The organism is Actinophytocola oryzae, assembly GCF_004364325.1.
Lineage (GTDB): Bacteria > Actinomycetota > Actinomycetes > Mycobacteriales > Pseudonocardiaceae > Actinophytocola > Actinophytocola oryzae.
Window position 1 is genome coordinate 59,855 of sequence record NZ_SOCP01000003.1, and the last position, 25,112, is coordinate 84,966.

Genomic DNA, 25,112 nt, shown 5'->3' on the forward strand with positions numbered 1-25,112 from the left:
GCATTGAGGTGGTCATGGCTGCCTCGCTTTTCGAACTGCCAGGGACCACGCGATGGGCAGCCCGGTCACGAGGCTCGCCAGCGCGGCGACGGCCATCGTCACGTACAGCGGGTGGACGTCCGTGCCGGTCACGACCCACTCGCCGACCGCGATCATGACGGCGAAGTAGCTGACGTTCAGCGCGACCGCGGCCGGGCCGTGGCCGATCTGCTCGAGCACGGTCACCAGCGCGATCATCAGCGCGGTGGCGCCGAACGTGGGGCCGACGACGGTGATGAAGCGGGTCGCGTGCTCGACGATGTCCCGGTTGGGCGACAGCAGTCCCATCAGGGGCCTGCCGAACCCGACCACGGCGAGCGTGACGCACGCGTAGCAGCCCGCGACGACGAGCGTTCCCCTGCGCAGCACGGTCATCGCCTCCTGACCGGCCGCGAGCCGCTGGTTCATCAGCACGGCGGTGGCCGACCCGAACCCGACCGCGGGCACGATCACGAACGTCTGGACCGTGTAGGCGATGGAGAAGCCGGCGACGGCGGTCTCGCCCGCGGGGGCGACGATCCGGAGCAGCAGCAGGTTCACCGCGAACAGGAGGAAGAACGACGCGCCGACGGGCACCCCGACGGGACCGAGCAGCCGCAGCACGTCCGGGCGCCGGCCGGTGGGCCGGATGCCCCTGGCACCCAGCAGGAGGATGCCCGCGGTCAGCTCGACGGCCCCCGCGAGGGCCGACGCGACCGGCACGATCATGAGGCCCGCGCCGCTGAACACGATGACGATGGACAGGTTCAGGGTCACGTAGCACCCGGTGAGCAGTGCGGACGGCAGGCCGAGACCCGTGCCACGCAGCACTGCCGCGGTCAGCTCGCCGAGGATGCCGAGCACGTTGGCCGCCGCCATCGCGGCGAGGAAGGCCCGGAACGTGCCCGCGTGCTCGGGTGGCACCTCGACGAGTGCTGCCAACACACCGGAGAGCCCGACGATCACGCCACCGACGAGCAGCGCCAGCAGCACGCCGATCCGCGCCGCACTGCCGAGGTTCGCGCCGACGGAACGCTCGTCGCCGCGCCCGACGCAGCGGGCGACCACGACCTGCACGGTCACGGACAGCCCGGTGGTGACGGCCAGGAGCAGCAACGCGACGGGTGCGTACACCGACCGGATGTAGAGGGCGGCGTCTCCCATCCTGCCGATCACGCCGGTGACCGCGACCTGCGCGCCGAGCAGGACGACGTTGGACAGGACGAGCGGCGCGGCGAGCCCGGCGATCCGCCGGAACGATCCACTGTGGACCACGGGCGGGGGCGCGGGATGCTCGCTGACGGCGGTCATGACGTCACCCCGTGGGCGGACCTGATCTCCAGCTCGGCCCACGCGGACCGGCCGTCGTGGCCGGCACGCAGCAGCACGCGGTCGCCGTCGCGGACGGACCCGGAACGCAACGCCTCGTGCAGACCCAGCCACGCGTCACACGGACCCGGTCCGCCGAACACGGACGCGGCGGCGGCGAGCGCGGTGACCGGCGGCTCACCCTCGCCCCACGCGGTCACGGCCACAGGCCCCTCGTCCCGGTGGATCCGCAGTGCGACTGCGGAGACCGTGGCGGGGGTCTCGCCGCCGGGCACGTACACCGGCTGGTCGACCACCAGCACGACCGCGTCGCCGTCCCGGGGCACCGACCAGCTCAGCAGGTCGAACACCGCGAGGCCACCGGCCTCGTCGAGGTGCGTGATGCCCAGGTCGTCGCCAAGGCCGCCGAACTCGTGCACCAGGCGGGGCAGCGCGGCCACGTACGGGTCCGTGCCCGGTCCGGAGCGCACCAGGTAGAACGGCGCGGGCGGGTCCACCCGGCCGAGCCCGGCCAGTGCCCGCTCGGCCACGTCCTCGCCCGCCGGCGCCTCGTCGAGCACCGCGAACCCGGCGTGCACGCGCACGCCGAGGCTCGTCAGCACCTGCGCGGTCTCCCGGCCGCGTTCGCCGGTGATGCGGGGCACCGGCACGTACGCAGGCGTCCCGTCGACCGCCACCGAGATCGCCGACACGGACAGCGTGGCCCGGCGTGGCTCCTCCCGCATGCGCGGCAGCCACGGCAGCGGCCCGTCCATGTGAACGAACGGGTCCCACAGCGAGGTGGGTGCCCTTCGCTTGTCAACCATCGCTGCGCCCCTTGAGGTAGCCCTGCGACACGTGCAGGCGCTGGATGTTCGTGGTGCCCTCCATGAACTCGAAGGCGCGGACGTCGCGGCACCACTTCTCCAGCAGCGGGTGCTCGAACATCCCGGCCGGGCCCATCACCGACGCGGCCCAGCGGGCGGTCTGGAGGCCGAGCGGCACGGCGGAAAGCTTGGCCGCGGAGGGGAAGTACGTCTGCTCGGCGTCGTGGTCGACCTGCGCGGCCATGTCGTACACGAGGTGCCGCGCGGCCTCGAGGCGGGCGCCCTGCCTGGCGATGCCGGGTGCGTTCGGCCGCAGTTCCGAGACCAGGTCGTGGATCGCGAGCGACGTGCCGACCGCGAGCGCGGCCACCTGGATGCGCATGTTGTTGAACGTCTGCATGGCGCCCCAGATCCCGCGCCGCGTCGGCGGCAGGTGCTGGCCCAGCAGCATGTCGTCCGTGACGGGCATGCCGTCGAACCACAGCTCGGAGAGGTACGCGCCACGCAGGCCCACCATCGGCAGGCGCTCGGCGCGGAAGCCCTCGGCGGGGACCTCGACGAGGACCGCGCGGATCGACAGCGGCGACGGGCCGGTGCGGGCGAACACGACGCCGATGCCGCCCCGTGCGCCACTGCCGATGTAGCGCTTGTTGCCGTGCATCCGGTACTCACCGGGCGCGACGCGCTCCAGCCGGGTCGTGATGGCCGTCGCGTCGTTGCCCCGCAGCGGCTCGGTCATCGCGAAGAACGTCCACGTGCGGCCGCCCGCGAGCTTGCGGTAGAAACGTTCCTTCTGCGCCTCGCTGCCGAGCACCTCGACGACCACGCCCGCGAGCGCCGGGCCGGGCATGGCGAGCACGAGGCCGCAGTCGCCGCGCGCCAGCTCGACCGTGCCGACGACCCGCTCCAGGCACGTACCGGTGCCGGTGTGGTCGGGCAGGACCGTCAGCTCCTCGTCGCGGTACTCGGCGGGGGTGGTGTAGAGCCGCATCATCTTCAGGGCGGGCGAGTCGAGGTGCGGCGCCATGTTCGTCGGGTCGGCGTCCACGGCGAGTGCCCTGGTGCGCAGGTCGGCGGCGGCCTCGGCGGTGGCGTCGCGGCTCGCGCGCAGGCGGTCGTCGGCGTCGATCATGACTGTTCTCCCTTGCAGACCCAGGTGTTCGCGACGAGGTCCGCGACGTAGAGCGCCCGGACGGGGTGGTCGGCCATGTAACCGCTGGCACCGAACAGCTTCGTGACCTCCCAGTCCAGGGCGGTGAGCTGGGCGTGGATGTCCACGATGGACTCGTTCGTCGGGTCCAGCGCGGTGGTCTCCAGGTACCGGCGCAGCATCTCGACACCCGCCAGCACGTCCGCGACACTGCCCTGGTTGAGCTGCTTGCGGATCAGGGGCTCGCCGCCGCCGGTGCGGCCGGTGAGGTGCTCGACAGCCGCGTCGAGGTGGCACCGGGTCAGTCCAACGCGCACGGCCGCGAGCCGCAGGCCCACGTCCAGCACGCACCCGGACGGCTCGGTGGGACGCTCCGACTGCCGCAGGTCGAGGATCGCGATGCCCTCGTCCTGGACCATCGAGTGCCCAACGGTCGCACCGCTCGCACGTTCGGTCGGCACGGCGACGAAACGACCCGGCGCGACAGCAGAGACGTCAGCGTCGGAGAGGTCGCGCAGGACCTTCACGAGGCCTGCGGCGAGCCCGTCGGAGTAGCCGACACGCTCGTAGTCCGCGATGTCGACTGTGAGCGCACTGCTCATGACTCCTCCGCAATTTCGATCACGACGACTTGGTAGTAGGCGCCCTGTCCGAGTGAGATCAGGACGCAGCGCTGGCCGGGAAGCAGGTCGCCCGCGCGGTCGGCGTGGTCGAGCGCCATCAGCGCGTCGGTGCCGAAGTTGTGGCCCTGCGTGGGGAGCAGCTCGGTGCGGAACTTCTCGATGCCGATGCCCGACTTGGCGGACACCGTCTTCCAGAACATGGCGTTGGACAGGTGCGGCATCACCCAGTCGACGTCTGCGCGGGTGAGGCCCGCGCCGGCGAGGGCGCGGTCGACCGTCTCCATGAGCTGGTCCGCGCACACCGCGCCGAACAGGCGCAGCTCGTCGGCCGACATCCGCAGGCTGCGGTGGAAGCGGGTGTCCCGGCCGGTCGCGGTGGACCGGACGCGGTAGCGACCGCCCTGCTCGGCCCGTTCGACGCGGAAACCGACCGCGGCATCGCCGCCGACCGTCATGCCGGGCACGATCCGGGTCACCTCGGACACGCTGCCCTGGTCGCCGCCGAGCACGAGCACGCACTCGTCCGCGGCCCCACCCTGCCGCCGCAGGAAGAGGCTGCCGAGCTGGACCGACCGCAGCACCGACGTGCACGCCACGTGCGAGACGCCGTAGAACGGCACCCCCGGCAGGCCCAGCCCGTCGCGCACCCGGCGGGCGAACCCGCCGGAGTGCGCGAACGGCTGGAGCTGCAGCGTGTGTCCATAGAGGACCAGCGAGGCCCTGCGGCCCGCGAGCGCCTGCTTTCCCGTGCGGATCAACAGGTCCGCCATGCGCTCGCCCTCGCCCAGCGTCGGGCTCTGGCGCAGCTTGTACACCCGGTCGAACATCCGACGCATCTCGACCGTGTGGCCGCCCCTGGTCAGGATGTCGTCGACCGGCTCGCAGCGGCTCGGCATGCCGACCGCCACCCTGGACAGTGCGATGGTCACGACCTCACCACCGGGTTCAGGCGTGCGGTGTAGAGGCCGCCCGCGTACCGGTCGTAGTCGGCGAGCAGCACCGGGCCCTTCAGCGGCCACATGGCCGCCAGCGCGAACCACACGCTGGTGACCGCGTAGTCCGCGGGCGCGACCGACACCGACAGCAGGTCCTTCAGCGGCAGGCACCCCGCGAGCGCGGTGCCCACCACGACCGGCACACCCCGGTGCCGGTCCCGCACCTCGGTGAGGGTGAGCGCCGGCCGGTCGGTCCTCTCGTGCGAGTACTCGACCAGCTCGGCGTCCCCCTCCCCACCGAGGTCGATCATGACGGCGGCGTCGCGGTGGATGTCCGGTGCGGTACCGGGCTCCTGCAGCGGGGTCGTCTGGTCGAGCACGAACAGCAGACCCCGGTTCAGGACACCTCCCCGCACCAGCGCGTCGGCCACCTTCAGCGCCGTGAACGGCGCGCCCGCACCCTGCTCGGACACGCCGAGCGACTGCGGGTGACCAGGGCACAGCTCGGTGAGGTAGCAGCCGACCGCCTCGCCGACGTGCAGGTCCGGCGTCTGGAACGCCAGCAGCACGTGGTCGAGGTCGGGGAGCGGCTCCTTCCGGGCGGTGATCAGGTCCTCGGTCATCCGGAGGAAGCTGTGGCCACGCCAGGTGTCCGCCGCCGATCCAGCGTCCCCCATCCCGAAGGCGAGCATCAGGTCCTGGGCGATCCGCTTCTGGTGTGGCGTGTAGGCGATCTCCCGGCGGCCCGGGTACACCCCCGCGGCGAGCCCCGAGAGGCGCACCCCGGTCGTCTGCTCTACCGGCGCCCACCCGGAGGGCAGCTCCGTGGGCAGAACTGTCGGCGCGGCCATGGCTCAGCCCACCGCCACCCGGTTGAAGCCGCGCTCGATGTAGTCGGTGAGGCGCGCGACGGTCTGGAAGACCTCCGGCTCGAGGTCGTCCGGGTCGATCTCCATGCCGATGGTGTCCTCGAGACCCATCAGCAGCTCGATGACGCTGGTCGAGTCGAGCGCGAGGTCCTCGAACAGCCTGGTCTCCTCGGTGAGGGTCGGCAGCTCGCGGTTGAGCACGTCGGAGAGCGAGATGCGGACGTGCTCGATGATCTCTGCGCGTTCCATGGTTGGTGTCCTTTCCTTGTTATTTCTCGAAGTCGACCAGTCGCTGCACGCGCAGCAGGTCGTCGGGCCGGTCCCGCTCGCGGACCAGGTGCGGCTTTCCGTCGTGCACCAGGACCTCCGCCGGGAAGCCGTGGCTCAGGAAGAGGCCCGGCGAGGCCGTGGGGCCGTACGCGCCGGAGCGCTCGACGCCGAGGAGGTCACCGACCCGCAGTGCCGGCAGGGCCGCGTTCTTGACGACCGTGTCGTTGGGGGTGCACAGCGGACCGGTGACGTTCCACTGCTCCTCGCCGTCGCCGTCACGGTTCAGGAGCGAGATCGGGAAGTTGCGCTTGACGAACGAGCCGATGCCGACCGCGGCCATGTGGTGGTGCGTGCCGCCGTCGGTGACGGCGAACCGCTCGCCCATGGACTCCTTGACGTACCGGACCTTCATCACGTACGTGCCCGCGCGGGCGGTCAGGAACCGGCCCGACTCCATGATCAGCCGGGTCTCCGGGTGCGCTTGCGCGAACGCCGTCAGCAGCGGGTTCATCTCCTTGGCCAGCAGCTGGAGGTCGAGGTCCTCCTCGCCGTCGAAGTACGGCACGCCGAGGCCGCCGCCGATGTCGACCGCGTCCAGGCGGATCCCGCAGGTCTCGGCGACCCGGTCGGCCAGCTCCAGCACGTACTTGGTGTTCCTGGCGACGACCGTCGCGTCGAGGATGCGGGTGCCGAGGTAGACCTGGATGCCCGCGACGTCGGCGTGCTCGTAGGAGAGCTGCCCGGCGTCGAGGACCTGGGCCTCGTCGATGCCGAACTGGCGGGGCTTGCCGCCCATGGTCAGGCGCGAGCCCTGCACGGCGCAGGCGGCGTTGACCCGCAGCAGGACGCGCTGGCGGACGCGGTGCTCGCCCGCGATCCGGTCGATGCGCTCCAGCTCGTCGAACGACTCGCAGACGATCGCGTAGATGCCCGCCTCGACGCACGCGGTCAGCTCACGCTCGCTCTTGCCCGGGCCGAGGAAGATGATGTCCTCGGCCTTGGCGCCCGCGGCGATCACCGTGCGCAGCTCGACCAGCGAGGACACCTCCGCACGGGCACCCGCCCGCTGGAGCATGCCGAAGACGCTGATGTTCGGGTTGGACTTGAGGGAGAAGAACACCTCGAGCGAGGGGTGGAGCACCGAGCGCAGCTCGGTCAGGACGTTGGTGAGGACCTCGCCGTCGTAGACGTACAGCGGGGTGCCGAACTCCTCGGCGAGCTGGGGGTAGTCGAGTGTCATGGCTGGGCCACCAGTTCGGTCAGCGCCCGCTCGACGTCCGCGCGCAGCGCGAGCGCGGCGGCCGGGTCGTCCGCGATGCAGATGCCGTAGATCCGGCCGTGGAACTGCGTTCCCTCACTGGCGGCGGCGTTGAGCGTGGCGAAGTTGTTGATCAGAAAGCCGGGCCGGTCCGACCCGTCGTGCAGCAGGTCGCCGAGTGCGGTGACGACCTCGTCGAAGGTGTGCCGCCGGTGCGGGCGCAGGCCGATCGTCGCGGCGACGGCGTGCTTGCCCTCGCCGACGAACCGCTCCGCGATCCGGCTCTGGTAGGTGGACATGTTGAAGCGGGCGTTGATCTCCAGGCAGGGGAAGACGGTGCCGTCGCGGCCGAGCATCGCGTCGATGCCGACCACGCCGAAGTAGCCCTCGGCGAACAGGACCCGGCCGATGACCTCGCCTGCCTCCTCCAGCTCGCGCAGCTGGTCGGCGGTCAGCGCGACGGGGAACATGTGTCCCTTGTGGACGCCGTCCTGCACGACGGCGGCCTTGACCGCCTCGAAGCTGACCTCGCCCTTGCGCGAGACGATGACCTGGTAGTTCAGGTCGAGCACCTTGTCGATCCACTGCTCGACCACGTAGTCGACGCGCTCGTGCTCGCCCCGGCGGTTGACCATGCGGACGAGCCGCTCGCCGCGCTTGACGTCGTCCAGCACGACCATGCCGCGGCCGGAGACGCCGAGGGACTCCTTGACGACCGCCTTGCTGCCGGGCAGGAGGTGCTCCTCCAGGGCGCCGGCGAGCTGGTCGGCGGTCTCGACGACCGCGCCCGGCACCCGGCGCAGGCCGTGGGTGTCGACGAGGCGGCGGCTGAAGATCTTGCCGTTGACGGCCTTGCAGGTCTGCGCGGACGGTCCGGCGAGCGGCAGGCCGGTCTCCTTGGACAGCTCCTCCTCGGCGGGCGAGATGCCCAGCGGCATGAGGTAGGTGCGGCCGTCGTTCAGCTCACGCAGCGCGGCGAGCAGCTCGGGCGAGACCAGGGCGTCCTCGGTGACCGTGCGCGCCGGGTCGCTGTTCTCCGCCCACAGCGTGCGGCCCGCCGCGGCCTCGAGCCGCGACAGGTACGCGGCGTAGCCGGGGTCGACGGGGGCCTTGAGGACCACCACGTCGTCGTCGGAGGCGAGCAGCACGCCCAGCTCCTCCATGCGGTTCACCGTGGTGGCCGCGAACGCGATGCCGGCACCCGGCAGTGCCGGCTCGCCCTTCGCCCAGCTGCGCTCCACCTCGAAGTTGTTGAGGTACACGAAACGCGCATTGGCGTCGCCGACGAGCGCGATTTTCAGACGTGTCGCGAAGTTCATGACGAAAACCCTTCTCCGATCCGCGCGACGACCGTCGCGAATGTCGCGCCCAGACCGGCGGCGACGAGCAGGACGATGTTTCCGGGCCGCAGTTTTCCGGCCACTCTGGCACTGGCCAGGTTGATGAAAGGATCGGCCCCGAAACAGTGGCCGAGCGTGGCGACGTTGTCCAGGTAGATCCGGTCCAGCGGTATTCCACAGCCGGCGGATATCTTGCGCCACGAGAACGTGTTGACGTTGTGCGGGAGCACGAGGTCGACGTCGCTGAAATCGAGACCGATGCCGGCGAGCGCGTCGTGCATGGTGCCGATGACGGTTTCGTTGTAGACCTTCACGTAGTCGGCGAGCACTTCCTCGCTCGCGTCGTTGCACTGGTAGAAACGGCCGAGCGTGCGTACCGCGGTGGACAGCACCTCGTCGCCGTCGGGCCCGGTGCCCAGCAGGCACGCGGCGGTGGCGTCACCCATCACCGTGGTGCCCGGGATCAGCCGGAAGTGCGGCGAGATGGCCTTCTCCCCGGTCATGACGAGCACCGTGGCGTCCGGACCCTCCTGCGCCAGCAGGTGTTCGGCGACGCTCAGCGCGTACAGCGGGGAGGCGCAGTGCTGCTGGGACAGCGCGAAGACCGTCGCGTTGCGCAGGCCGAGCTCGGCGCGCACCTGATCGAGCACGCGGTGTCCCACCGGCGCGACGTACTGGATGGTGTGCGCGTAGACGAGGTACCGGACCGAGTCGCGGTCGGCGCCTGCGAGCGCCTGCTCACCGGCGGGCACCAGCATCCTGGTCAGGTCCCGGTCGCCCGCCACGGCGACCTTGTCCTGGCCGAAGAACTTCGTGTGCACCCGGACCTGGGCACTGCTCAGCCCGAGGTAGTCGGAAAGCTCGGCGATCGAGACGCTCTCCTCGGGCACGAACGTGCCGATCTGTTGCAGATGAGGCACGGCAGGTCCTTTCTTGAGGGAATGCACAGAGGTTGATCCAAATAGATGGCGGCATGATCCGCGCGGGGTGACCCGACGGAATCATGCCGCCATCGGAATCAGGAGGCCTGCAGAATCAGGAAGCCTTCGCCGCAGCCTTCGCGGCCGACTTCGCGGCGGCCTTCGCCGCTGCCTTCGCCGACGCCTTCGCTGCCTGCTTGGCGGCCGCCTTCGCGGCAACCTTCGCGGCGACCTTCGCAGCCGACTTGGCGGCGGCCTTCGCGGCACTCTTGGCCATGTGATTCACCTTTCTTCGGTTTTGCCGCCGGCCGGTTGGTTCCGGCGACAACTCATACGAAACACCATTCGGAATCGACCAACCAGGAAGTAGAACCGGCACATCGACCGGTACAGGGACCGTTTCCGGAACAGCACACACACAACGGGTGACTACGCGTATGCCCGGCCGAAACATGGGTGATGTCCACCCATGCGCCCCCCATGGGTGATGGGTGACCGTGTGCTCAGACCACTAGCGGGAGGTGTGACCATGACCGTGCCGTTAACCCGGCAGCCGATGCCCGGGTTCCGCGCCGATACCACGTTCGGGGTGCTGCTCCGGGAGCAACGCGTCGTGTCCGGGTTGACCCAGGAGGAGCTGGCGGAACGGTCCGGACTGAGTGTCCGGGCGATCCGCAACCTCGAGATCGGCCGCACGGAGCGTCCCCAGCAGCAGTCGGTCGAGCTGCTGGCAGGCGCCCTCGGCCTGGACGACATGGCCCGCGCGGACCTGCTGCGGGCCGCACGCAAGCGGGCGGGAGCGCCCGCCATGGGTGGCTGGCACCCGGGCTCGCAGGCCACCGGCTGCTGCGAGCTGCCGCCGGACGTGCCGGAGCTGACCGGCCGTGAGCGGGAGACGCCTGCCGTCGTCCGGGCGCTCACCGAGGGGCCCGTCCCGCGGTCGGCGCTGGTCACCGGCGGTCCCGGCGTGGGGAAGACGGCGTTCGTCGTGCACGTGGCGCACCGGCTGCGGGAGCGGTTCCCCGACGGCCAGGTGTACGTGGACCTCGACCGGCCCGACGACGGGGAGATGTCCCCGCACGCGGTGCTCGGGCGGGTGCTGCGGTCCCTGGGTGCGAATGAGCCGCCCGCGAGCCTGGAGGAGCGTGCGGCGCTGCTGCGGGCCGCGCTGACCAACCGGCGGGTGCTCCTGGTGCTGGACAACGTGAGCAGCGAGGCGCAGGTGCGGCCACTGCTCACCGGCGCGTCCGCGAGCGCGTTGCTGCTGGCCAGCCGCCACCAGCTGCTCGCACTGCCCGGTTACCCCGTCCGCCTCGACCCGCTCGGCGCGGACGCGGCGGTGTACCTGCTCGCGCAGCTCGCCGGTGTGCAGCGGGTCAACGCCGAGCCAGGCGCGGCACGGGCCGTGGCCGACGCGTGCTCCCGGCTGCCCCTCGCGCTGCACATCGCGGGGTCGTGGCTGCGTGCCAGACCCCGCAGGCCGCTCGCCGACCTGGCCGACCTGCTCGCCGACACCCACCGGGTGCTCGACCGGCTGGCCGTCGCGGACCTGTCCGTGCGGGCCAGCATCGCCGGGTACGACCGGTCGCTCCAGCCAGAGGAACGCCACCTGGCACAGCGGCTCGCACTGCTCGACCCCGACCGGTTCGCCCCGGCCGACCTGTGCCACCAGCTGGGCATGTCCGAGCCCGCGCTCCAGGACGGCGTGGAGCGCCTTGCCCACGCGAACCTGCTCTCCCCCGCGTCCGCCGATCAGGACGGCACGCCCCGCTACCAGCTGGACCCGTTGGTGCGCAGGCACTTCCTCGCCAGGTACGAGGACTCCGGCGTCACACAGCTGCGCACGGCCCAGTGGGCGACGCGATGACGGCCACGGTCCCGACGACGACGCCCTACCTGGACCGGCCCCCGTTCGACGACGACAGACCGAGGCTGTTCTGCTTCCACCACGCGGGCGGCGGGGCGTCCGCGTTCGCCGGCTGGCGGAACGCGCTCGCGAAGCACCTCGACGTGTTCCCCGTGCAGCTGCCCGGCAGGGAGGGCCGCGTCGCCGAACCTGCCGTCCGTGACATCGACGCGCTCGTCGCCGACCTCGACGAGCACCTCGGACCGTTCCTGCGGCAGCCGTTCCTGTTCTACGGCCACAGCATGGGCGCACTCGTCGCGTACCGGCTCACCCACTACCGCGTCCGGACCGGACAGTCCACACCGGACGCACTGGTCGTCGGCGGCTACCCGCCGCCGGACCAGGACCCGCCCATGCGCGACGACAGCGCCGAGCTGAACGCGGTGCTCGGCGAGCTGACCGGCCGCCTCGGCCGCTTCCCGCGCTGGGTCGACGCCGCGAAGGCACTCCTGTCCGACGACATCGCGCTGGTCGAGAGCCACGAGCCCGTGAAGCGCCCACCCCTGCCGGTCCCCATCCACATGCTCACCGGCACCCACGACCCACTCATGACCCCCACCGACGCGCTCGGCTGGGCCCGGCACACCAGCGCCCACTGCCGCGTCCACATCGTGCCTGGTGGGCACCTGTTCACCCGTGACTCCCCGGCCATCGTCCACGCCCTGGTGGTGGCCGCCGCGCACAACCACCGGGTCACCGGAGAAAAACTACGTGGATTACGCGCATGACCTCACCGTCGGATCCCGGCACAGTTCATGGCATGACACCGCAGCCCTCCAGCCCGCCGGGACTCCCGCGGACCGAGGTGCTGCCGTCAGGCTGGTGGGCGCCAGGCCTTGCCCTCGCCGAACGATCGGCGCCCACCAGCGGGAACGTCGTCACCGAGCACGCACGGGAGCGCGTCGCCAGCTGGCGTGCCGCCTACGGCAACGGTGAGCGGTTCGCGGCCCGCCTCGCCGCCGTCGGCCTCGACGAGACCGGTCTCGGGCACCTCGTCGCCGAGTCCCCCGCCGACCTCGCCGCCCGCGCCACCCGCCCGGCCTGGGTGGACACCGTGGAGCGGGCCGTGCGTGCGGCCCGGCCCGAGCGGGTCGGCGAGCCGGACCAGCGCGCCGCGTTCGCGGTGCCGCTGCGCCCGTTCGTCGCGAACGCCACCGCCGACCTCACCACCCGGCTCGCCGCGCTCGGCGCACACGCCGAGCAGCACACCGACCTGCCCGCGGTCGCCGCGCACTACGCACGCAGGCTCTCCACCCGGCTCGTCGGCATCGCCAGCCGCACGCTGGTCCACGAGCTGGCGACCGCCGCGTCCGCGAGCGACCTCGCGACCCGGCTGACCGAGCCCGCCGGGCTCGCCGCGCTGCTGGCCGCCTACCCGGTGCTGGCGAGGCTGCTCGCGACCGTGAGCACCGACCGCACCGACGCGGCCGTCGAGCTGGTCGCCAGGTTCGCCGCCGACCGCGCGGCCATCGTCGACGCGCTGCTGGGCGGCACCGACCCCGGTCCGCTCACCGAGGTGGAGACCGGCACCGGCGACGGCCACCGCCGGGGCCGGTCGGTCGCCCTGCTGACCTTCGCCGACGGCCGCCGCGTCGTCTACCGGCCCCGCGACCTCGCGGCACACGTCAGGTTCACCGACGCCGTGCGCTGGCTCAACCACCTCCTGCCCGACCTCGGCCTGTACCCGGTGCCCGCACTGGAGCGCGACGGGTACGGCTGGGTTGCCCACGTGCCTGCCCGGCCGCTGACCGGCGACACGGACACCGGGACCACCGCCCGCTTCCACCGCCGCCACGGCGCACTGCTCGCCCTGCTGCACGCACTGCACGCCACCGACTGCCGGGCCGAGCACGTCGTCGCACACGGTGACCAGCCGGTGCTCGTGGACGTCGAGACGCTGTTCCACCCGGCGCTCGCCGACGCCGACGACGACCAGGACCCGGCCGCGCGCCTGCTGGCCGACTCCGTGCAGCGCGTCGGCCTGCTGCCGGGCACCGGCACCGACGACCGCGCGACGCTGGAGGGCTTCCGGCAGGTCTACGACATGATCACCCGCCACCGCGCCGAGTTCGCCGCCCTGCTCGGCACGTTCGCCGACGTCGAGGTGCGGGTCGTGGTCCGCCACGCCCGCGGCTACCTGCGGCTGCTCGCCGAGTCCACCCGTCCTGAGCTGCTGCGTGACGCGCTGGACCGCGACGCCGCGTTCGACCTGCTGTGGACCGAGTCGGCGCAGCACCCGCTGCGGTGGCAGGTGTGCAGGCACGAGCAGGCGGACCTGTGGGCGATGGACGTGCCGGAGTTCTCCACGCGGCCCGCGTCGGCCGACCTGTGGAGCTCCGAGGGGCAGCGCCTGCCCGGCGCGCTCCCGGCCCCCGACCTGACCACGGCCCGCGCGCGGGTCAGCGCCATGAGCGACGTCGACCGCCGCGACCAGGAGTGGATCATCTCGGCCGCGCTGGCCACCCGCGCGCCGGCGGGCACCCACCGGCCCGGCCCGAGCCGCGACGGGCTGACCGGCACCGCGGCACCACCCGAGCGGCTGCTCGCCGCCGCGTGCGGGCTCGCCGACCAGGTCGTCGCACGCGGCCTCGACGCGGCGGACCGGGTGAACTGGCTGGGTATCGAGCTGGTCGACGACCGGCGCTGGATGGTGCTGCCCATGGGTGCGGGTCTCGCCGGCGGCTACGTCGGTGTCGCCCTGTTCCTCGCCCAGGTCGCCGAGCTGTCCGACGTGACCCGCTACGGCGAGGTGGCGCGGCGGGCACTGCGTGCCGTGCCGAGGATGCTGAGCAGCCTGGCCGACCGGCCCGAGCTGGTCGCGGCCGTCGGCTGCGGCGGGCTGGCCGGCTTCGGCGGCATCGCCTACGGCCTCGCCCGCCTGACCTCGCTGCTCGCCGACGACGAGCTGCGCGCGACCACGCGTGCCGCGGTCGAGCTGGCGGCCATGGCGGCGAAGACACCCGGTGCGCCGGGCGTCGCCACCGGGGACGCGGGCTGCCTGGCCGCCGCGACCGCCGTGCACACCGAGCTCGGGCTCGCCGAGGCGGCGACGCTCGCCGACCTGTGCGCCGACCGGCTCGCCGACCTGGTCCGCCGCACCGGCGGCCGGGTGGGCACGGGCGGCGGGTTCGCCGACGGCGCCGCGGGCGTGGCCTGGGCGCTCACCGGTCGGGACGAGGACGCCGCACGGCTCGCCCGCGCCAACGCACACGCCGCACCCGGTGACCTCGGCTGGTGCAGCGGTCTCGCGGGTCTCGCGCTGGCAGGCGCGGCCGACCCCGCGCCGCTGCTCGCCGAGCGGCCGGTCCTCGCCGACCTCAGCCTGTGCCACGGGGAGCTGGGTGTCGCCGAGGCGGTGACCGTGCTCGCCGCCGCCGAGGAGCGGCCGGGGCCCGCGTCGGCCGCGCGCCGCCGCCGTGCCGGGCTCGTCCTCGACGCGGTCAACGCCTACGGCCCCACCTGCGGTGTGCCGGGCGGGGTGTCCACCCCCGGGCTCCAGAGCGGCCTCGCGGGCATCGGCTACGGGCTGTTACGGCTCGGGTTCGCCGAACGGGTGCCCTCGATTCTTCTGTTCGAACCGTCACGATCAACGTCTTTCGACAGATAACCGAGTTGTACGGAGAAGGGAATTCGGAAACGTGTCCACAGAGCGATTCAGCACCAAGGAAAATGCCAACGCAATCGACGCGACCGGCGGCGAAACCGGTGGAACTGGCTTCACCACACCATTGTTGCGTTTCCTGCCCGCCGTGACGTTCGGTTTACGCACTGCCGCGCTGGCGGGCATGGTCGTGTCGGCCGGGGCCGTCGCGCTGGGTCTGACCGGGGTTTTCGACGACTCCGCGAACGTCGCGTTCACCACGTGCTGCGAGGGCGTCATCGGCGAACTGCCTCAGTAGACCAGGCCGAGGCGGGGAACGCGGGCCGTGACCGGGGCGGGGTTACCGGGTCACGGCCGCACGGCTTAACAAGAGGGAACAATCGGGGGAAAATGCCCGGTTCCCATGGTTCGAGCGGGTGAGTCCTGAGTAATGTTCGCACTTGTGCGGAACCGCTCGTCGATCGTGGTCGGCCGGGACCGGGAACTGCGTACCGTCGAGAACGCGTTGGCCGCCGCGGCTGCGGGCCGGGGCAGCGCGGTGTTCCTGGTGGGCGAGAGTGGCATCGGGAAGACCCGCCTCGCGTCGGCGGTCGTCGACCGCGGCTTCGCGGCCGACATGGTGCTGATGCGCGGCAGAGGCAGCGCGATCGGCCCGATGGTGCCGTTCCGGTCCCTGACCGAGGCCCTGATGTCGCTGCTGCGCGCCGACGGCGAACTGGACCTGGACATCGCGGCACTCGGCCCGTACCGGCCGGTGCTCGCCAGACTCATCCCCGACTGGGGCACCCCGGCCGCCGCGCAGGAGAGTTCGCTGGTCATCCTCGCCGAGGGGGTGCTGCGGCTCGTCGGGCTCGCGGGCCACGACCGAGGCTGCCTCGTGTCGCTGGAGGACCTGCAGGACGCCGACGCCGAGAGCCTCGCCGTCGTGGAGTACCTCGTCGACAACCTCGACCGGCAGCCGACGCTGCTGCTCGGGACGATCCGCAACGAGCCGTGCCCGGCGCTCGAGCTGGCCCGCGCCGCCGCACGGCGCGGCACGGCCACCCTCATCGAGCTGGACAGGTTCACCCGCGACGACCTGCGTGGCCTCGCGGGTGCCTGCCTGGAGATCGCGCCGGAGGACGTGCCCGCACCCGCCGTCGACCTGCTGTGGGCCGGCAGCGCGGGCAACCCGTTCCTGATCGAGGAGCTGCTCGGCGGCATCGTCGACGGCGGGCTGCTCGTGTCGGGCGCGGACGGCTGGCACATGGCCGCACAGGCGCCGACCGACGTGCCCGCGACGTTCGCCCGCATGGTCGCGCGCCGCGTCGAGGCACTCGACCCGCGTGCGCAGGAGCTGCTGTCCGTCGCCGCCGTACTGGGCCACCGGTTCTCCCTCGCCGTCGCACAGGCGGTGACCGGGCTCCCCGACCGTGAGCTGCTGTCGCACCTGCACGGCGAGCTGGGTGCCCAGCTGGTCGTCCCCGACGACCAGCTCCGCGACTGGTACGCCTTCCAGCACCAGCTCGTCCGCGAGGCACTGCTGTCGCTGCTCACCCCGGCGGAGCGGGCCAGGCTCGCCGCACGGGCCGCCGACGCCGTCGATGCCACCTACCCCGGCCTGCCCGGCGAGTGGTGTCAGGCGGCGGCGACGCTGCGGCTGGCCGCGGGCACCCCGCTCGCCGCGGGCAGGCTGTTCGCGGAGGCGGGCGAGCGGGCACTCGCCCAGGGTGCGGCGAACTCGGCGGTGGGCCTGCTCGACAAGGCGTGGGAGCTGCTGGCGGGCGCCGAGGCGGCGGTCCGGGCGGACACGCTGGAGCACCTGCTGTACGCACTGGCCGAGGCCGGTCTCGTCGAGCGCGCGCTCACGTCGGCGTCGATGCTGGACGAGGTCGGCGGCCTGGACCGGGGCAGGCGCGCACAGCTGCACACCAGGCTCGCGTGGGCCGCGCAGGTCGCCGGGTGGAGCTCGCACAGCCTGGTGCAGATCGAGAAGGCGAGGGCCCTGCTCGGCCCCGACGCAGCCGAGGCGGACACGGCACCCATCGACGTGGTCGAGGCGTACCTGGCGCTGGACATGCCGGGCCAGGACCAGTTCGGCAAGGCGGAGGCACTGGCCCGGCGCGCGGCGACCGTCGGCGAGCGGGTGCCGCTGCCGGTGGTGGCCTGCCAGGCGTGGCACCTGCTCGCCGCGCTGAGCAGGCAGAGCGACCGCGAGGAGTCGACCGCGTGCCTGCACCGCGCGCGGGCCATCGCGGTACGCCACGAGCTGCCGATCTGGGAGATCCACACGCTGGTCCGGCTCGGCAACGACGACGCGGTGCGCGACGGCGACCTCGACCGGCTGGAACAGGCACGGCGGCAGGCCACGAACACGGGGGCGGTGATCGTGCAGTGCCAGGCCGAGCAGAGCATCGCGCTGTACACGATCCTCGCGGGCGACTTCGCGACCGCGGAAGCGTTGGTGGACAAGGTCTTCGCGACGGCCACCCGGCTGAAGCTGTTGGAGAACACGCAGTACGTGCTGCTGGTCCGCGCGGTCCTCGCCGCGCACCGGGGCAGGCGCAAGGAGATGGACGAGGCGCTGTGGCAGTTCCGCCGCTGGGAGGGGGACGCGCAGCCGCAGTACGCGCCGAGGATCCACGGGCTGGCGCGGACGTTCTGCGCGCTGCTGGAGGAGAACCGCACGCGGGCGGTCGAGGAGCAGTCGGAGGCGTTGCGGCTGGAGGACGCGACACCGTCCGTGTTGCAGCTGTCCGGGCGTCTCGGCGTGCACCTGTTGCTGTCGGCGCTGGAGGGTCCGCCAGTGGGAGACGGCCAGCTGGCCGAGGCGCTGGCGAGCAGGCTGCGCTGGGACCGGATGTACGCGTTGTTCGCCAAGGCGGTGCTGGACGGGCGGGCGGGTGACGGGGTGTCGGCGTCCGCGTCGGTCGCGGAGGCGTTGACCGTCGGCACGCCGTACGCGATGGGCAGGCACCTGGGGCTGCGACTGGTGAGCGAGGCGGCGCTGGCGGACGGCTGGGGCACGCCGGTCGACTGGCTGCGTGCGGCGGAGGACCACTTCCACGGGACCGACGTGCCCGCGGTGGCGTCCGCGTGCCGGGCGTTGTTGCGGAACAACGGTGTGCGCGTGGCGCAGCGGCGGACGGGGGTGTCGGAGATCCCGGCGGCACTACGGTCGGCGGGGTTGACCGTGCGGGAGTACGAGGTGCTGAGGCTGCTCGCCGACCGGCTCGGCAACCGGGAGATCGCCGATCGGCTGCATCTTTCCCCTCGGACTGTTGAGAAACACGTGTCGAGTCTCATCAACAAGACGGGGTTGCCGAACCGGATCGCGTTGAGCGAGTACGCGGGTGGTCAACAGCACTGAAGGACGCCTTCGCAACGTCGGGTCCGGGGCGTTGGTGGGGGGCGTTGGTGGTGACGCGGTATTGGCCGGGTCTCGACGGGACGGGTGTGCTGCGCGGTCGGTCGGTTGGGCCGGACAGACCGTGCGGTGAGGCGGCCGAGGCCGAGCCGAACGTTACGAAGGCGTCCTTCAGTACCCTGGGCGTTACGAAAGCGTCCTTCAGTACCCTGGGCGTTACGAAGGCGTCCTTCAGTGCACTTCAGCGCCCGCGGGCACGTCAGTGTCCCGACCGGACCGCACTGAAGGACGCCTTTCTGACGCCCACCGCACTGAAGGAGTCCTTCAGTGCGGTGGGCGCAGGGCGAAGGTCGGGATCGTTCAGCACTGCTTCCACTCGAAGTGGACGATCGTGTCCACGTTTCCCTCGCTTGTACGCATGGACATCGAGCTGACCTTGTTCGGGTTGACGGTGCCCTCGTCGACCCGGATCTCCGTGTTGACGTTGAGGTTGCGGTCCTCACCACACGGCGCGTAGACGAGCTCGTTGACCGGGGTGGCGTCGATCGTGTGCCAGGTGCCGGAGAGTGGACCGGAGAAGTTGTGGTCCACGTAGTTGTTGTCCGGTGAGCCCTGGAAGTAGTAGTTGGTGCGTTCCAGTGCGGTCGCGCCGTTCTCCAGTCGTGCCCGGCCGCGGTAGTCCGCCTGTGCGACGGCGAACGTGAATCCCTGTGGAATGTGGACCAGCACGTTGAGCTGGCAGTTCTTGCGGAAGTCGGTCGGGTTGGTCTCGCCGCCCGCGCGTGCCAGGAAATCACGGTAGGTCACGCGGAACCCGGAACTGTCGGGCAGCACCGAGACGTTGGCCGTCCCCGGAGGACAGCCGGAGCCGTTGACGCTCACGACGTCGAGCGTGATGCCGGCCGCGGGCGGTGTCTCGGCGCTCGCGGCGCCGGGCAGGACGAACACGCTGGTCAGCGCGACGAGGACCAGCAGTCGCACATTGGTCGGCCTGACAGACATGTGGTTTCCCTAGGAGAGTCGAATTGGGGGAGCTTTCCTTCGGGCGGACGCTAGCAACCGGGAAATGATCAACGCAAGACCCCTAGGGGTATTTGGTCGCGCGAACAAAGTTGCTTTGCTGAATTCACTCCTAGCCCAATCAGCCGATTGACCGGTATTGGACGGCACTTCTAACATCAGCCAACTACGGGCCAAAAAATGATGCCCGAAGGGAGCCCCATGCGTAGAAACTCAAAGTTCGCTGGCGCTATCTTGTTGATACTGCTGAGTCAATTCTTCTTCATTTCACCGGCGTCGGCGACCGGATTCCTGGACGATCCCGTCCCACCGCCGGACGACCATATCGTCATCGACATCGTCACCGTGAACGGCTCCGGCTGTCCGCCGGGCTCGGCCGCGGTCTCGGTCGCGCCGGACAACACGGCGTTCACCGTCACCTACAGCACCTACCTCGCGCAGGTCGGCGTCGGCTCACGCCCGACCGACTTCCGCAAGAACTGCCAGCTCAACGTGGCCGTGCACGTGCCGCAAGGCTTCACCTACGCGATCGCACGCGCCGACTACCGTGGTTTCGCGTCGTTGGCACGGGGAGCCAACGCCACGCAGCGCGCGTCGTACTACTTCCAGGGAATGCCCCAGACGGAGTACCGGACGCACACGTTCACCGGTGCGCTCGAGGACAACTGGCAGACCTCGGACGAGACCGACATCTCGGCGCTGATCTACCACCCGTGCGGTCAACTGCGCAATCTCAACATCAACACCGAGCTGCGCGTGAACGCGGGCACGTCGAACACCTCGACGACGACGAGTTTCCTCGCAATGGACTCGGCGGACGGCGACATCAACACCACCTATCACTTCCACTGGGAGCACTGCCCGAATTCGTAATGCCGAAGAACAACTGAACAAACCGGGTGGGTCGCGCCGAGCACGCGACCCACCCGGTGGCATACCTGAATTGTTTTCAACTCAGCGCCGCTCGGCCAGCCATTCCTCGAAGGTCGTCGGGGCAATGCGGGCGTCCGCGCCGGGCAGCAGGACCGACCCGGCCATCGCCACGCCGAAGACACCGTCCCAGGTCGGCACGAGCCGCACCTCGCGGCCTCTCGCCTGGTGGGTGCGGCGGGCCATGTCGACGAGGTCCTGTGTGTCCGGGCCCGCGACGTCGACGTAGCGGCCCTTCGGGTCACCCACCGCGAGCTCGGCCAGCACCTCGGCCACGTCGGAGGGAGCGACCGGCCGCACGAGCAGGGGCGCGATGGTGGCGACGCCGTCCTTCTCCGTCCACGACGCGACCATCTCGGCGAAGTCGTGGAACTGCGTGGCCGGGACGATGGTCCACGGCACGGGACCTGCCGACACCAGGCGCTCCTGCTCGCGTTTGCCGTCGTAGTGCGCGTTGCCCTCGACGCCGTGAATGCCCACGATGGACAGCAGCACGTGGTGGCGCACCCCGGCCCGCTCCTCCGCCGCGAGCAGGTTCCCCGTGGTGGTCCCGAAATACCGGACCGACTCGTCCCGGTCGGTCGCGCCGGCGTTGGTCACGTCCACCACCGCGTCGACCCCCGTCAACGCCTCGGCCAGGCCCGCGCCGGTCGTCAGGTCCACGCCGAGCGCACGGCTGATACGTACAACCTCGTGGCCGTCGCGCTCGAGGAAGGCGGCCGTCTGCCGCCCGATGTTGCCGGTCGCACCGGCCACCGCTATCCGCATGTTGGGCTCCCTTCTCCACCGTCGACGGTATCTCGGACTTAACAGATCCGCAATATCCGCGATACACTCCGAGGTGTGAAGCTGCCCGTCAGTACCGAGTGGGTCCTGCACTGCGCCGCGACCCTGGCGCAGCTCGAGCCGGGCGGCACCGCTTCGGCGGCCCAGCTCGCGGAGTACTTCGACCTGCCTGCGCCCTACCTCGCCAAACAGCTGCAGGCACTGACCAGGGCAGGCGTGTTCAACGCGACGACCGGCCCCCGAGGCGGGTTCCGCCTCGCGAGGCCGGCGGCCGAGGTCACGCTCCTGTCGATCGTCGAGGCGGTCGACGGCGCCGCGTCGCCCTACGAGTGCCGCGAGATCCGGCAGCAGGGACGCGGCGCGGCCCCGCCGGAGGACTGCCGCGAGCCGTGCGTCCTGGCCCGCACCATGAAGGACGCGCACGACGCGTGGCGCCGCAGCCTCGACGGGGTCACCCTCGCCGACATCCTCGCGCGGCTGCCCGAGGCGGCACCCGGGCGCACGCGAGCCCGCCTCGGGCAGGGCCGCTAGCCGACTGCGCCTGCCGCTGCGACGGTGTCGACCAGGCCGGTGCCCTTGTCGTAGCTCGTCAGGTACACGCCGACCTGCTCGTACGACGCGCCGTCGGTGAACCGGTAGGCGGTGGACTTCAGCGCGTGCTCGACATCGGCGGGTGTCGCGGACGGGTTGGCCTGGAACAGCTGCGCCACGATCCCGGTGATCTGCGGCGCGGCCATCGACGTGCCGCTGATGACGTTGTACGTGCCGACGTCGGTCGCGCCGGGCCCGTCGATCGGTTGGAGGCCCGTCGAGCAGATCGGCAGGTACGGCCTGCACGCCGACACGATGTTCTCGCCGGGCGCGGAGATGTCCGGCCACGTCGAGGAGTCGGCGGCGGCGCCACGGGAGGAGAACTCCGACACGCCGCCGTCGCGGGTGCCCGTGCCGAGGTCGTCGAACGAGGCGACGGACAGGATGCCGGGCGTCGGGTCGGTGCCGGGCGGGTTCGACAGGTTCGCCGAGCCGTCACCGCCGTCGTTTCCGTTGGCCCACACCGTGACCACGCCCTCGGCGGCCAGCTGGCGCTGCAGGAGCACGGTCGCGGAGTCCGGGTCGAACGCGCCACCGCCGGACGGCCCCCAGGAGTTGTTGACCACCCTGATCGGCGGGCAGGTCGAGGCCGGCACGTCCGGGCCGCACGGCGCCGCGTGGTTCTCCAGCACCCAGTTCAGCGCGGCGTCGGCGCCGACGATCAGCAGCGCCGCGCCGACCGACAGCGACACGAGCTTCGCGCCGGGTGCCGAGCCGCCGACGACCGTGCCGTCCGGCAGCGTGTACGGGGTGCCTGCGGCGATGCCGTTGACGTGGGTGCCGTGGCCGCCGAGCGCGAGCAGGTCGGTGTCCACCGACGTCGGCACGTCGACGAGGCAGCTCGTGTCCGTGTCCTCGGTGGGACACACGCCCTTCAGGCTGCGCACGACGCGGGTGGCGCCGTCCGGGCCGGTGAACGCGGGGTGCGTCGGGTCGATGCCGCTGTCGATCACGGCGACGGAGACGCCCGTGCCGTCGAGCGCGGTGCCGTCCGGGCCGGTCAGCGTCTGCTGGGCCTCACGGCTGCGGGTCGCGGTGGTGCCGGAGTCGGCGAAGAACCGGATGGGGACGTCGCCCTCGACGTAGGTCACGCCGGGGAGTTCGCGGACGGCGCGGAGCTGCTCCGCGGTGCCTGCCGCGGCGACCACGCCGATGCGCCGGAAGCTCGTGATCTCGGCGAGGCCCGCCGTCCGGACGGCGTCGTGTGCGGCGGCGAGGTCCTCGCCGTGCACGAGCGCGGTCATGGGCAGGTCGTCCGGTGCGGTGCGCAGTGTCGACGCGAGGGTCGCGGACAGCGGGGCGAGGGGGTCACCGGGTGCCGCGGCGGCGGGCACGGCCGGGAGGAGCGCGAACGCGGCGGTGAGCGCCGCCAGTGGAAGGGATGCGCGAGAAGATCGTCCGGTCATCAGACCTCCAAACCACCTGACCCCCCGTCGTTTCTACTAACGAGGGACTCACGAACGGGTGACGAACCGGACGCGGAATGTCGGTGGTTGGTTGATGGTTGAACGACTTGCCTGACCGAGAGGAGGCGTCATCAACTACAACGACTACAAGCCCGATGGGGAACCCACCGCCGACCGGTGGGCGAGCGCCCTGCACCTCTTCGACGGCGACCCGCACGAGGATGCGACCGCCGAACGGTGGGAGCGCGCGCAGTTCCTGTTCACGGACAAGGACTACGCGGCAGCCGCGAGGCTGCTGGCCGACGTGGTCGACGAGTACCCGGAGCAGACCGGTCCCCGCCTGCTGCTGGCTCGCGCGTACTACCACTCCGCGCAGCTGCGGCGGGCCGAGGAGCAGCTACGCGCGGTCGTCGACCGTAACCCGGTCGAGCACTACGCCACCCTGATGCTGGGTCGCACCCTGCAGCGCCAGGGCCGTCACGACGAGGCCGCGCCGTGGCTGCGCATGGCCGAGTCGTTCGCCTGACCTCGCATGGCCTCGTGGGCGACGAGGACGCCGCCCACGAAGGCGACCGGCATGACCACGATCGCGGCGAGCGGGATCGCGCACAGCAGTGACGCGGGCAGGCCGAGCCCGAGCGCGAGGCCCCTGCGCCCGCGCAGGACCGCCCGCCGCTGACCGAGGTCCATCCCCACGCGGTAGAACGACACGGCGACCAGTTCGAGCGCGAGGAACCAGGCGGTCACGAGCGCGAGCAGCACCGGGACGACCGTCTGGCCGATCACCGGCACGAAGCCCGCGACGAGCAGTGGCACCGTGAACAGCAGCGACCTCAGCACGAGCACGATCCCGTCGCGGATGCCGAGCCAGAGCATGCGGGCCCAGGAGAGGTCCTGGACGGGGGCGGGCGGACCGCCGAGGTCGTCCTCGACCTTCTCGGCGATGTGCTCGTAGAAGGGGCCGCCGATGGCGAGCGTCAGCGCGGAGAAGCCGATCATGCTGAGGACGAGCCAGAGCCCGACCAGGACGATGCCCGCCGCGACCCGCACCAGCGTGCGCAGGCCCTCGGCCCAGTCGTCCGCGAACGGCGTGACCAACGCGGCCAGGTCGTCGACCCAGACGACCAGCGCGACCATCCCGCCGAGCAGCAGCAGCGCGGTGAGCACCGCGGGCACCGCGCCGATGAGCAACAGTCGTGGCGAGCGCGCCACGATCGTCGCGCCACGCCCGAACAACCGCACACCCCTGAGGAAGTCCCGCACGGGTCTACTTCTATCAGCGTCCACCGGCTCACGACCGGCCCGGTCCGGAAGCAGCCCTCACTCGATCGGGTCGTGGCGTACCCGAACGGTGTACAAGACGCTACTCACAGTATCTTTCGGCTGAAAAGGTCAGAAAACGTAGGTTTTCTCGTCGGGTGCTCAATTGCGGTCAGGAGCTGTTTCACGAGTTCAGGTGCGCCCCGGGCGCGGCGTCCCCGACCGCGCCCGGGGACGGATCAGCCTTTCTTGGCCGCCGTACGACGCTTTGCGGTTCCTTTACCCGCGGCCGCGACGGTCTTCGTCTTCCGCTCCGACCGCTTGGCCTCCTTGTACGCCTCGACGACGTGACCAGGGATCCGACCGCGGCCGGACAGCTCGAATCCGTTGCCGATCGCCCATTCCCGAATCATCCCGGCCTCACTGGGGTCACCGGAACGGCCCGCGGGCCGCGAACCCCTCTTGAGCCTGCCGCCCGTCCGCCTGGCGGCCGCGACGTAGTCGGCGAAGACCGTGCGCAGCCGTTCCGCGTTCGCGGCGTTCAGATCGATTTCGTAGACGATGCCGTCCACACCGAACTCCACGGTCGTGACGTCGTCGGACGGTGTGCCGTCCACGTCGTCAACTAACTGAACCAACACCTTCTGAGCCATTGTCTTCTCTCTCGTGTCCGAGGCCGCACGCGCAATACGTGGCATTCGAGCGCCAGGTATACCGTACACTAGCAAAAAACGAATTCCGACACAGT

At 71.3% G+C, this 25,112-nt stretch carries 24 protein-coding genes; 8 read left to right on the forward strand and 16 right to left on the reverse strand.

The window, feature by feature from the left end; genetic code table 11:
- Positions 1–12: 12 nt before the first annotated feature.
- The 11 genes from CLV71_RS07755 to CLV71_RS07805 all read right to left on the reverse strand — a co-directional run bounded on the left by CLV71_RS07755 (position 13) and on the right by CLV71_RS07805 (position 9,795).
- Positions 13–1,329: an MATE family efflux transporter gene (locus CLV71_RS07755; protein ID WP_133901961.1), complete on the reverse strand. Its 1,317-nt coding sequence runs from the start codon at positions 1,327–1,329 to the stop codon at positions 13–15.
- Positions 1,326–2,153, reverse strand: coding sequence for a hypothetical protein (locus tag CLV71_RS07760; RefSeq protein ID WP_133901962.1), 828 nt, complete (start codon positions 2,151–2,153; stop codon positions 1,326–1,328). Before CLV71_RS07760 ends, CLV71_RS07755 begins: the two co-directional genes overlap by 4 nt.
- A complete protein-coding gene (locus tag CLV71_RS07765) occupies positions 2,146–3,285 on the reverse strand; it encodes an acyl-CoA dehydrogenase family protein (protein WP_133901963.1) in 1,140 nt (379 codons plus the stop codon). The genes CLV71_RS07760 and CLV71_RS07765 overlap by 8 nt, the downstream gene beginning before the upstream one ends.
- Positions 3,282–3,905, reverse strand: coding sequence for an acyl-CoA dehydrogenase family protein (locus CLV71_RS07770; RefSeq protein WP_133901964.1), 624 nt, complete (start codon positions 3,903–3,905; stop codon positions 3,282–3,284). The genes CLV71_RS07765 and CLV71_RS07770 overlap by 4 nt, the downstream gene beginning before the upstream one ends.
- A complete protein-coding gene (locus tag CLV71_RS07775; RefSeq protein WP_133901965.1) occupies positions 3,902–4,855 on the reverse strand; it encodes a 3-oxoacyl-[acyl-carrier-protein] synthase III C-terminal domain-containing protein in 954 nt (317 codons plus the stop codon). Before CLV71_RS07775 ends, CLV71_RS07770 begins: the two co-directional genes overlap by 4 nt.
- Positions 4,852–5,712, reverse strand: a complete 861-nt coding sequence (locus tag CLV71_RS07780; protein ID WP_133901966.1) for a hypothetical protein — start codon at positions 5,710–5,712, stop codon at positions 4,852–4,854. Before CLV71_RS07780 ends, CLV71_RS07775 begins: the two co-directional genes overlap by 4 nt.
- Before the next feature lie 3 nt (positions 5,713–5,715).
- Positions 5,716–5,979, reverse strand: a complete 264-nt coding sequence (locus CLV71_RS07785) for an acyl carrier protein (RefSeq protein ID WP_133901967.1) — start codon at positions 5,977–5,979, stop codon at positions 5,716–5,718.
- Positions 5,980–5,998: 19 nt separating this feature from the next.
- Complete coding sequence (locus CLV71_RS07790) at positions 5,999–7,240, reverse strand: type III PLP-dependent enzyme (RefSeq protein ID WP_133901968.1); 1,242 nt, start codon at positions 7,238–7,240, stop codon at positions 5,999–6,001.
- Positions 7,237–8,577 (reverse strand): preATP grasp domain-containing protein, encoded by a 1,341-nt coding sequence (locus CLV71_RS07795; protein WP_133901969.1) that lies wholly within the window; start codon positions 8,575–8,577, stop codon positions 7,237–7,239. Before CLV71_RS07795 ends, CLV71_RS07790 begins: the two co-directional genes overlap by 4 nt.
- Positions 8,574–9,518, reverse strand: coding sequence for a ketoacyl-ACP synthase III family protein (locus CLV71_RS07800; protein WP_133901970.1), 945 nt, complete (start codon positions 9,516–9,518; stop codon positions 8,574–8,576). The genes CLV71_RS07795 and CLV71_RS07800 overlap by 4 nt, the downstream gene beginning before the upstream one ends.
- Positions 9,519–9,633: 115 nt before the next feature.
- The gene (locus tag CLV71_RS07805) at positions 9,634–9,795 is read right to left on the reverse strand and encodes a hypothetical protein (protein WP_208297455.1); all 162 of its coding nucleotides are present in this window, start codon (positions 9,793–9,795) and stop codon (positions 9,634–9,636) included.
- 252 nt (positions 9,796–10,047) lie between these two features.
- Between CLV71_RS07805 and CLV71_RS07810 the strand changes: the two genes are divergently transcribed.
- The 5 genes from CLV71_RS07810 (at position 10,048) to CLV71_RS07830 (ending at position 18,374) form a co-directional block, all read left to right on the forward strand.
- Positions 10,048–11,385: a helix-turn-helix domain-containing protein gene (locus CLV71_RS07810; RefSeq protein ID WP_166663997.1), complete on the forward strand. Its 1,338-nt coding sequence runs from the start codon at positions 10,048–10,050 to the stop codon at positions 11,383–11,385.
- On the forward strand, positions 11,382–12,152 hold the full coding sequence (locus CLV71_RS07815) for a thioesterase II family protein (protein ID WP_133901972.1): 771 nt from the start codon (positions 11,382–11,384) through the stop codon (positions 12,150–12,152). Before CLV71_RS07810 ends, CLV71_RS07815 begins: the two co-directional genes overlap by 4 nt.
- Positions 12,153–12,184: 32 nt before the next feature.
- The gene (locus tag CLV71_RS07820) at positions 12,185–15,031 is read left to right on the forward strand and encodes a type 2 lanthipeptide synthetase LanM family protein (protein ID WP_133901973.1); all 2,847 of its coding nucleotides are present in this window, start codon (positions 12,185–12,187) and stop codon (positions 15,029–15,031) included.
- Between the two features lie 31 nt (positions 15,032–15,062).
- On the forward strand, positions 15,063–15,323 hold the full coding sequence (locus CLV71_RS07825) for a hypothetical protein (protein ID WP_133901974.1): 261 nt from the start codon (positions 15,063–15,065) through the stop codon (positions 15,321–15,323).
- 144 nt (positions 15,324–15,467) lie between these two features.
- Complete coding sequence (locus CLV71_RS07830) at positions 15,468–18,374, forward strand: ATP-binding protein (RefSeq protein ID WP_133902519.1); 2,907 nt, start codon at positions 15,468–15,470, stop codon at positions 18,372–18,374.
- A 357-nt stretch (positions 18,375–18,731) separates the two neighbouring features.
- Here the strand turns inward: CLV71_RS07830 and CLV71_RS07835 are convergent, their stop codons facing one another.
- A complete protein-coding gene (locus tag CLV71_RS07835; RefSeq protein WP_208297456.1) occupies positions 18,732–19,373 on the reverse strand; it encodes a DUF4360 domain-containing protein in 642 nt (213 codons plus the stop codon).
- Between the two features lie 201 nt (positions 19,374–19,574).
- Between CLV71_RS07835 and CLV71_RS07840 the strand changes: the two genes are divergently transcribed.
- Complete coding sequence (locus tag CLV71_RS07840; RefSeq protein WP_424923871.1) at positions 19,575–20,264, forward strand: DUF4360 domain-containing protein; 690 nt, start codon at positions 19,575–19,577, stop codon at positions 20,262–20,264.
- A gap of 81 nt (positions 20,265–20,345) precedes the next feature.
- Here the strand turns inward: CLV71_RS07840 and CLV71_RS07845 are convergent, their stop codons facing one another.
- The gene (locus CLV71_RS07845; protein ID WP_133901975.1) at positions 20,346–21,089 is read right to left on the reverse strand and encodes an SDR family oxidoreductase; all 744 of its coding nucleotides are present in this window, start codon (positions 21,087–21,089) and stop codon (positions 20,346–20,348) included.
- A gap of 75 nt (positions 21,090–21,164) precedes the next feature.
- Between CLV71_RS07845 and CLV71_RS07850 the strand changes: the two genes are divergently transcribed.
- Entirely contained in the window at positions 21,165–21,638 is a 474-nt protein-coding gene (locus tag CLV71_RS07850; protein ID WP_133901976.1) for an RrF2 family transcriptional regulator, read from the forward strand.
- On the opposite strand, the gene CLV71_RS07855 is transcribed toward CLV71_RS07850, so the two are convergent.
- Positions 21,635–23,104, reverse strand: a complete 1,470-nt coding sequence (locus tag CLV71_RS07855; RefSeq protein WP_133901977.1) for a S8 family serine peptidase — start codon at positions 23,102–23,104, stop codon at positions 21,635–21,637. The two genes, CLV71_RS07850 and CLV71_RS07855, sit on opposite strands and share 4 nt — an antisense overlap.
- A gap of 256 nt (positions 23,105–23,360) precedes the next feature.
- On the opposite strand from CLV71_RS07855, the gene CLV71_RS07860 reads away from it, so the two are divergent.
- Entirely contained in the window at positions 23,361–23,630 is a 270-nt protein-coding gene (locus CLV71_RS07860; protein WP_279588725.1) for a tetratricopeptide repeat protein, read from the forward strand.
- Here the strand turns inward: CLV71_RS07860 and CLV71_RS07865 are convergent.
- Together CLV71_RS07865 and CLV71_RS07870 are read right to left on the reverse strand one after the other, a co-directional pair.
- Positions 23,582–24,367 (reverse strand): EI24 domain-containing protein, encoded by a 786-nt coding sequence (locus CLV71_RS07865; protein ID WP_133901979.1) that lies wholly within the window; start codon positions 24,365–24,367, stop codon positions 23,582–23,584. The genes CLV71_RS07860 and CLV71_RS07865 overlap by 49 nt on opposite strands.
- A gap of 236 nt (positions 24,368–24,603) precedes the next feature.
- Positions 24,604–25,017, reverse strand: a complete 414-nt coding sequence (locus CLV71_RS07870; protein ID WP_133901980.1) for a histone-like nucleoid-structuring protein Lsr2 — start codon at positions 25,015–25,017, stop codon at positions 24,604–24,606.
- Positions 25,018–25,112 lie beyond the last annotated feature (95 nt).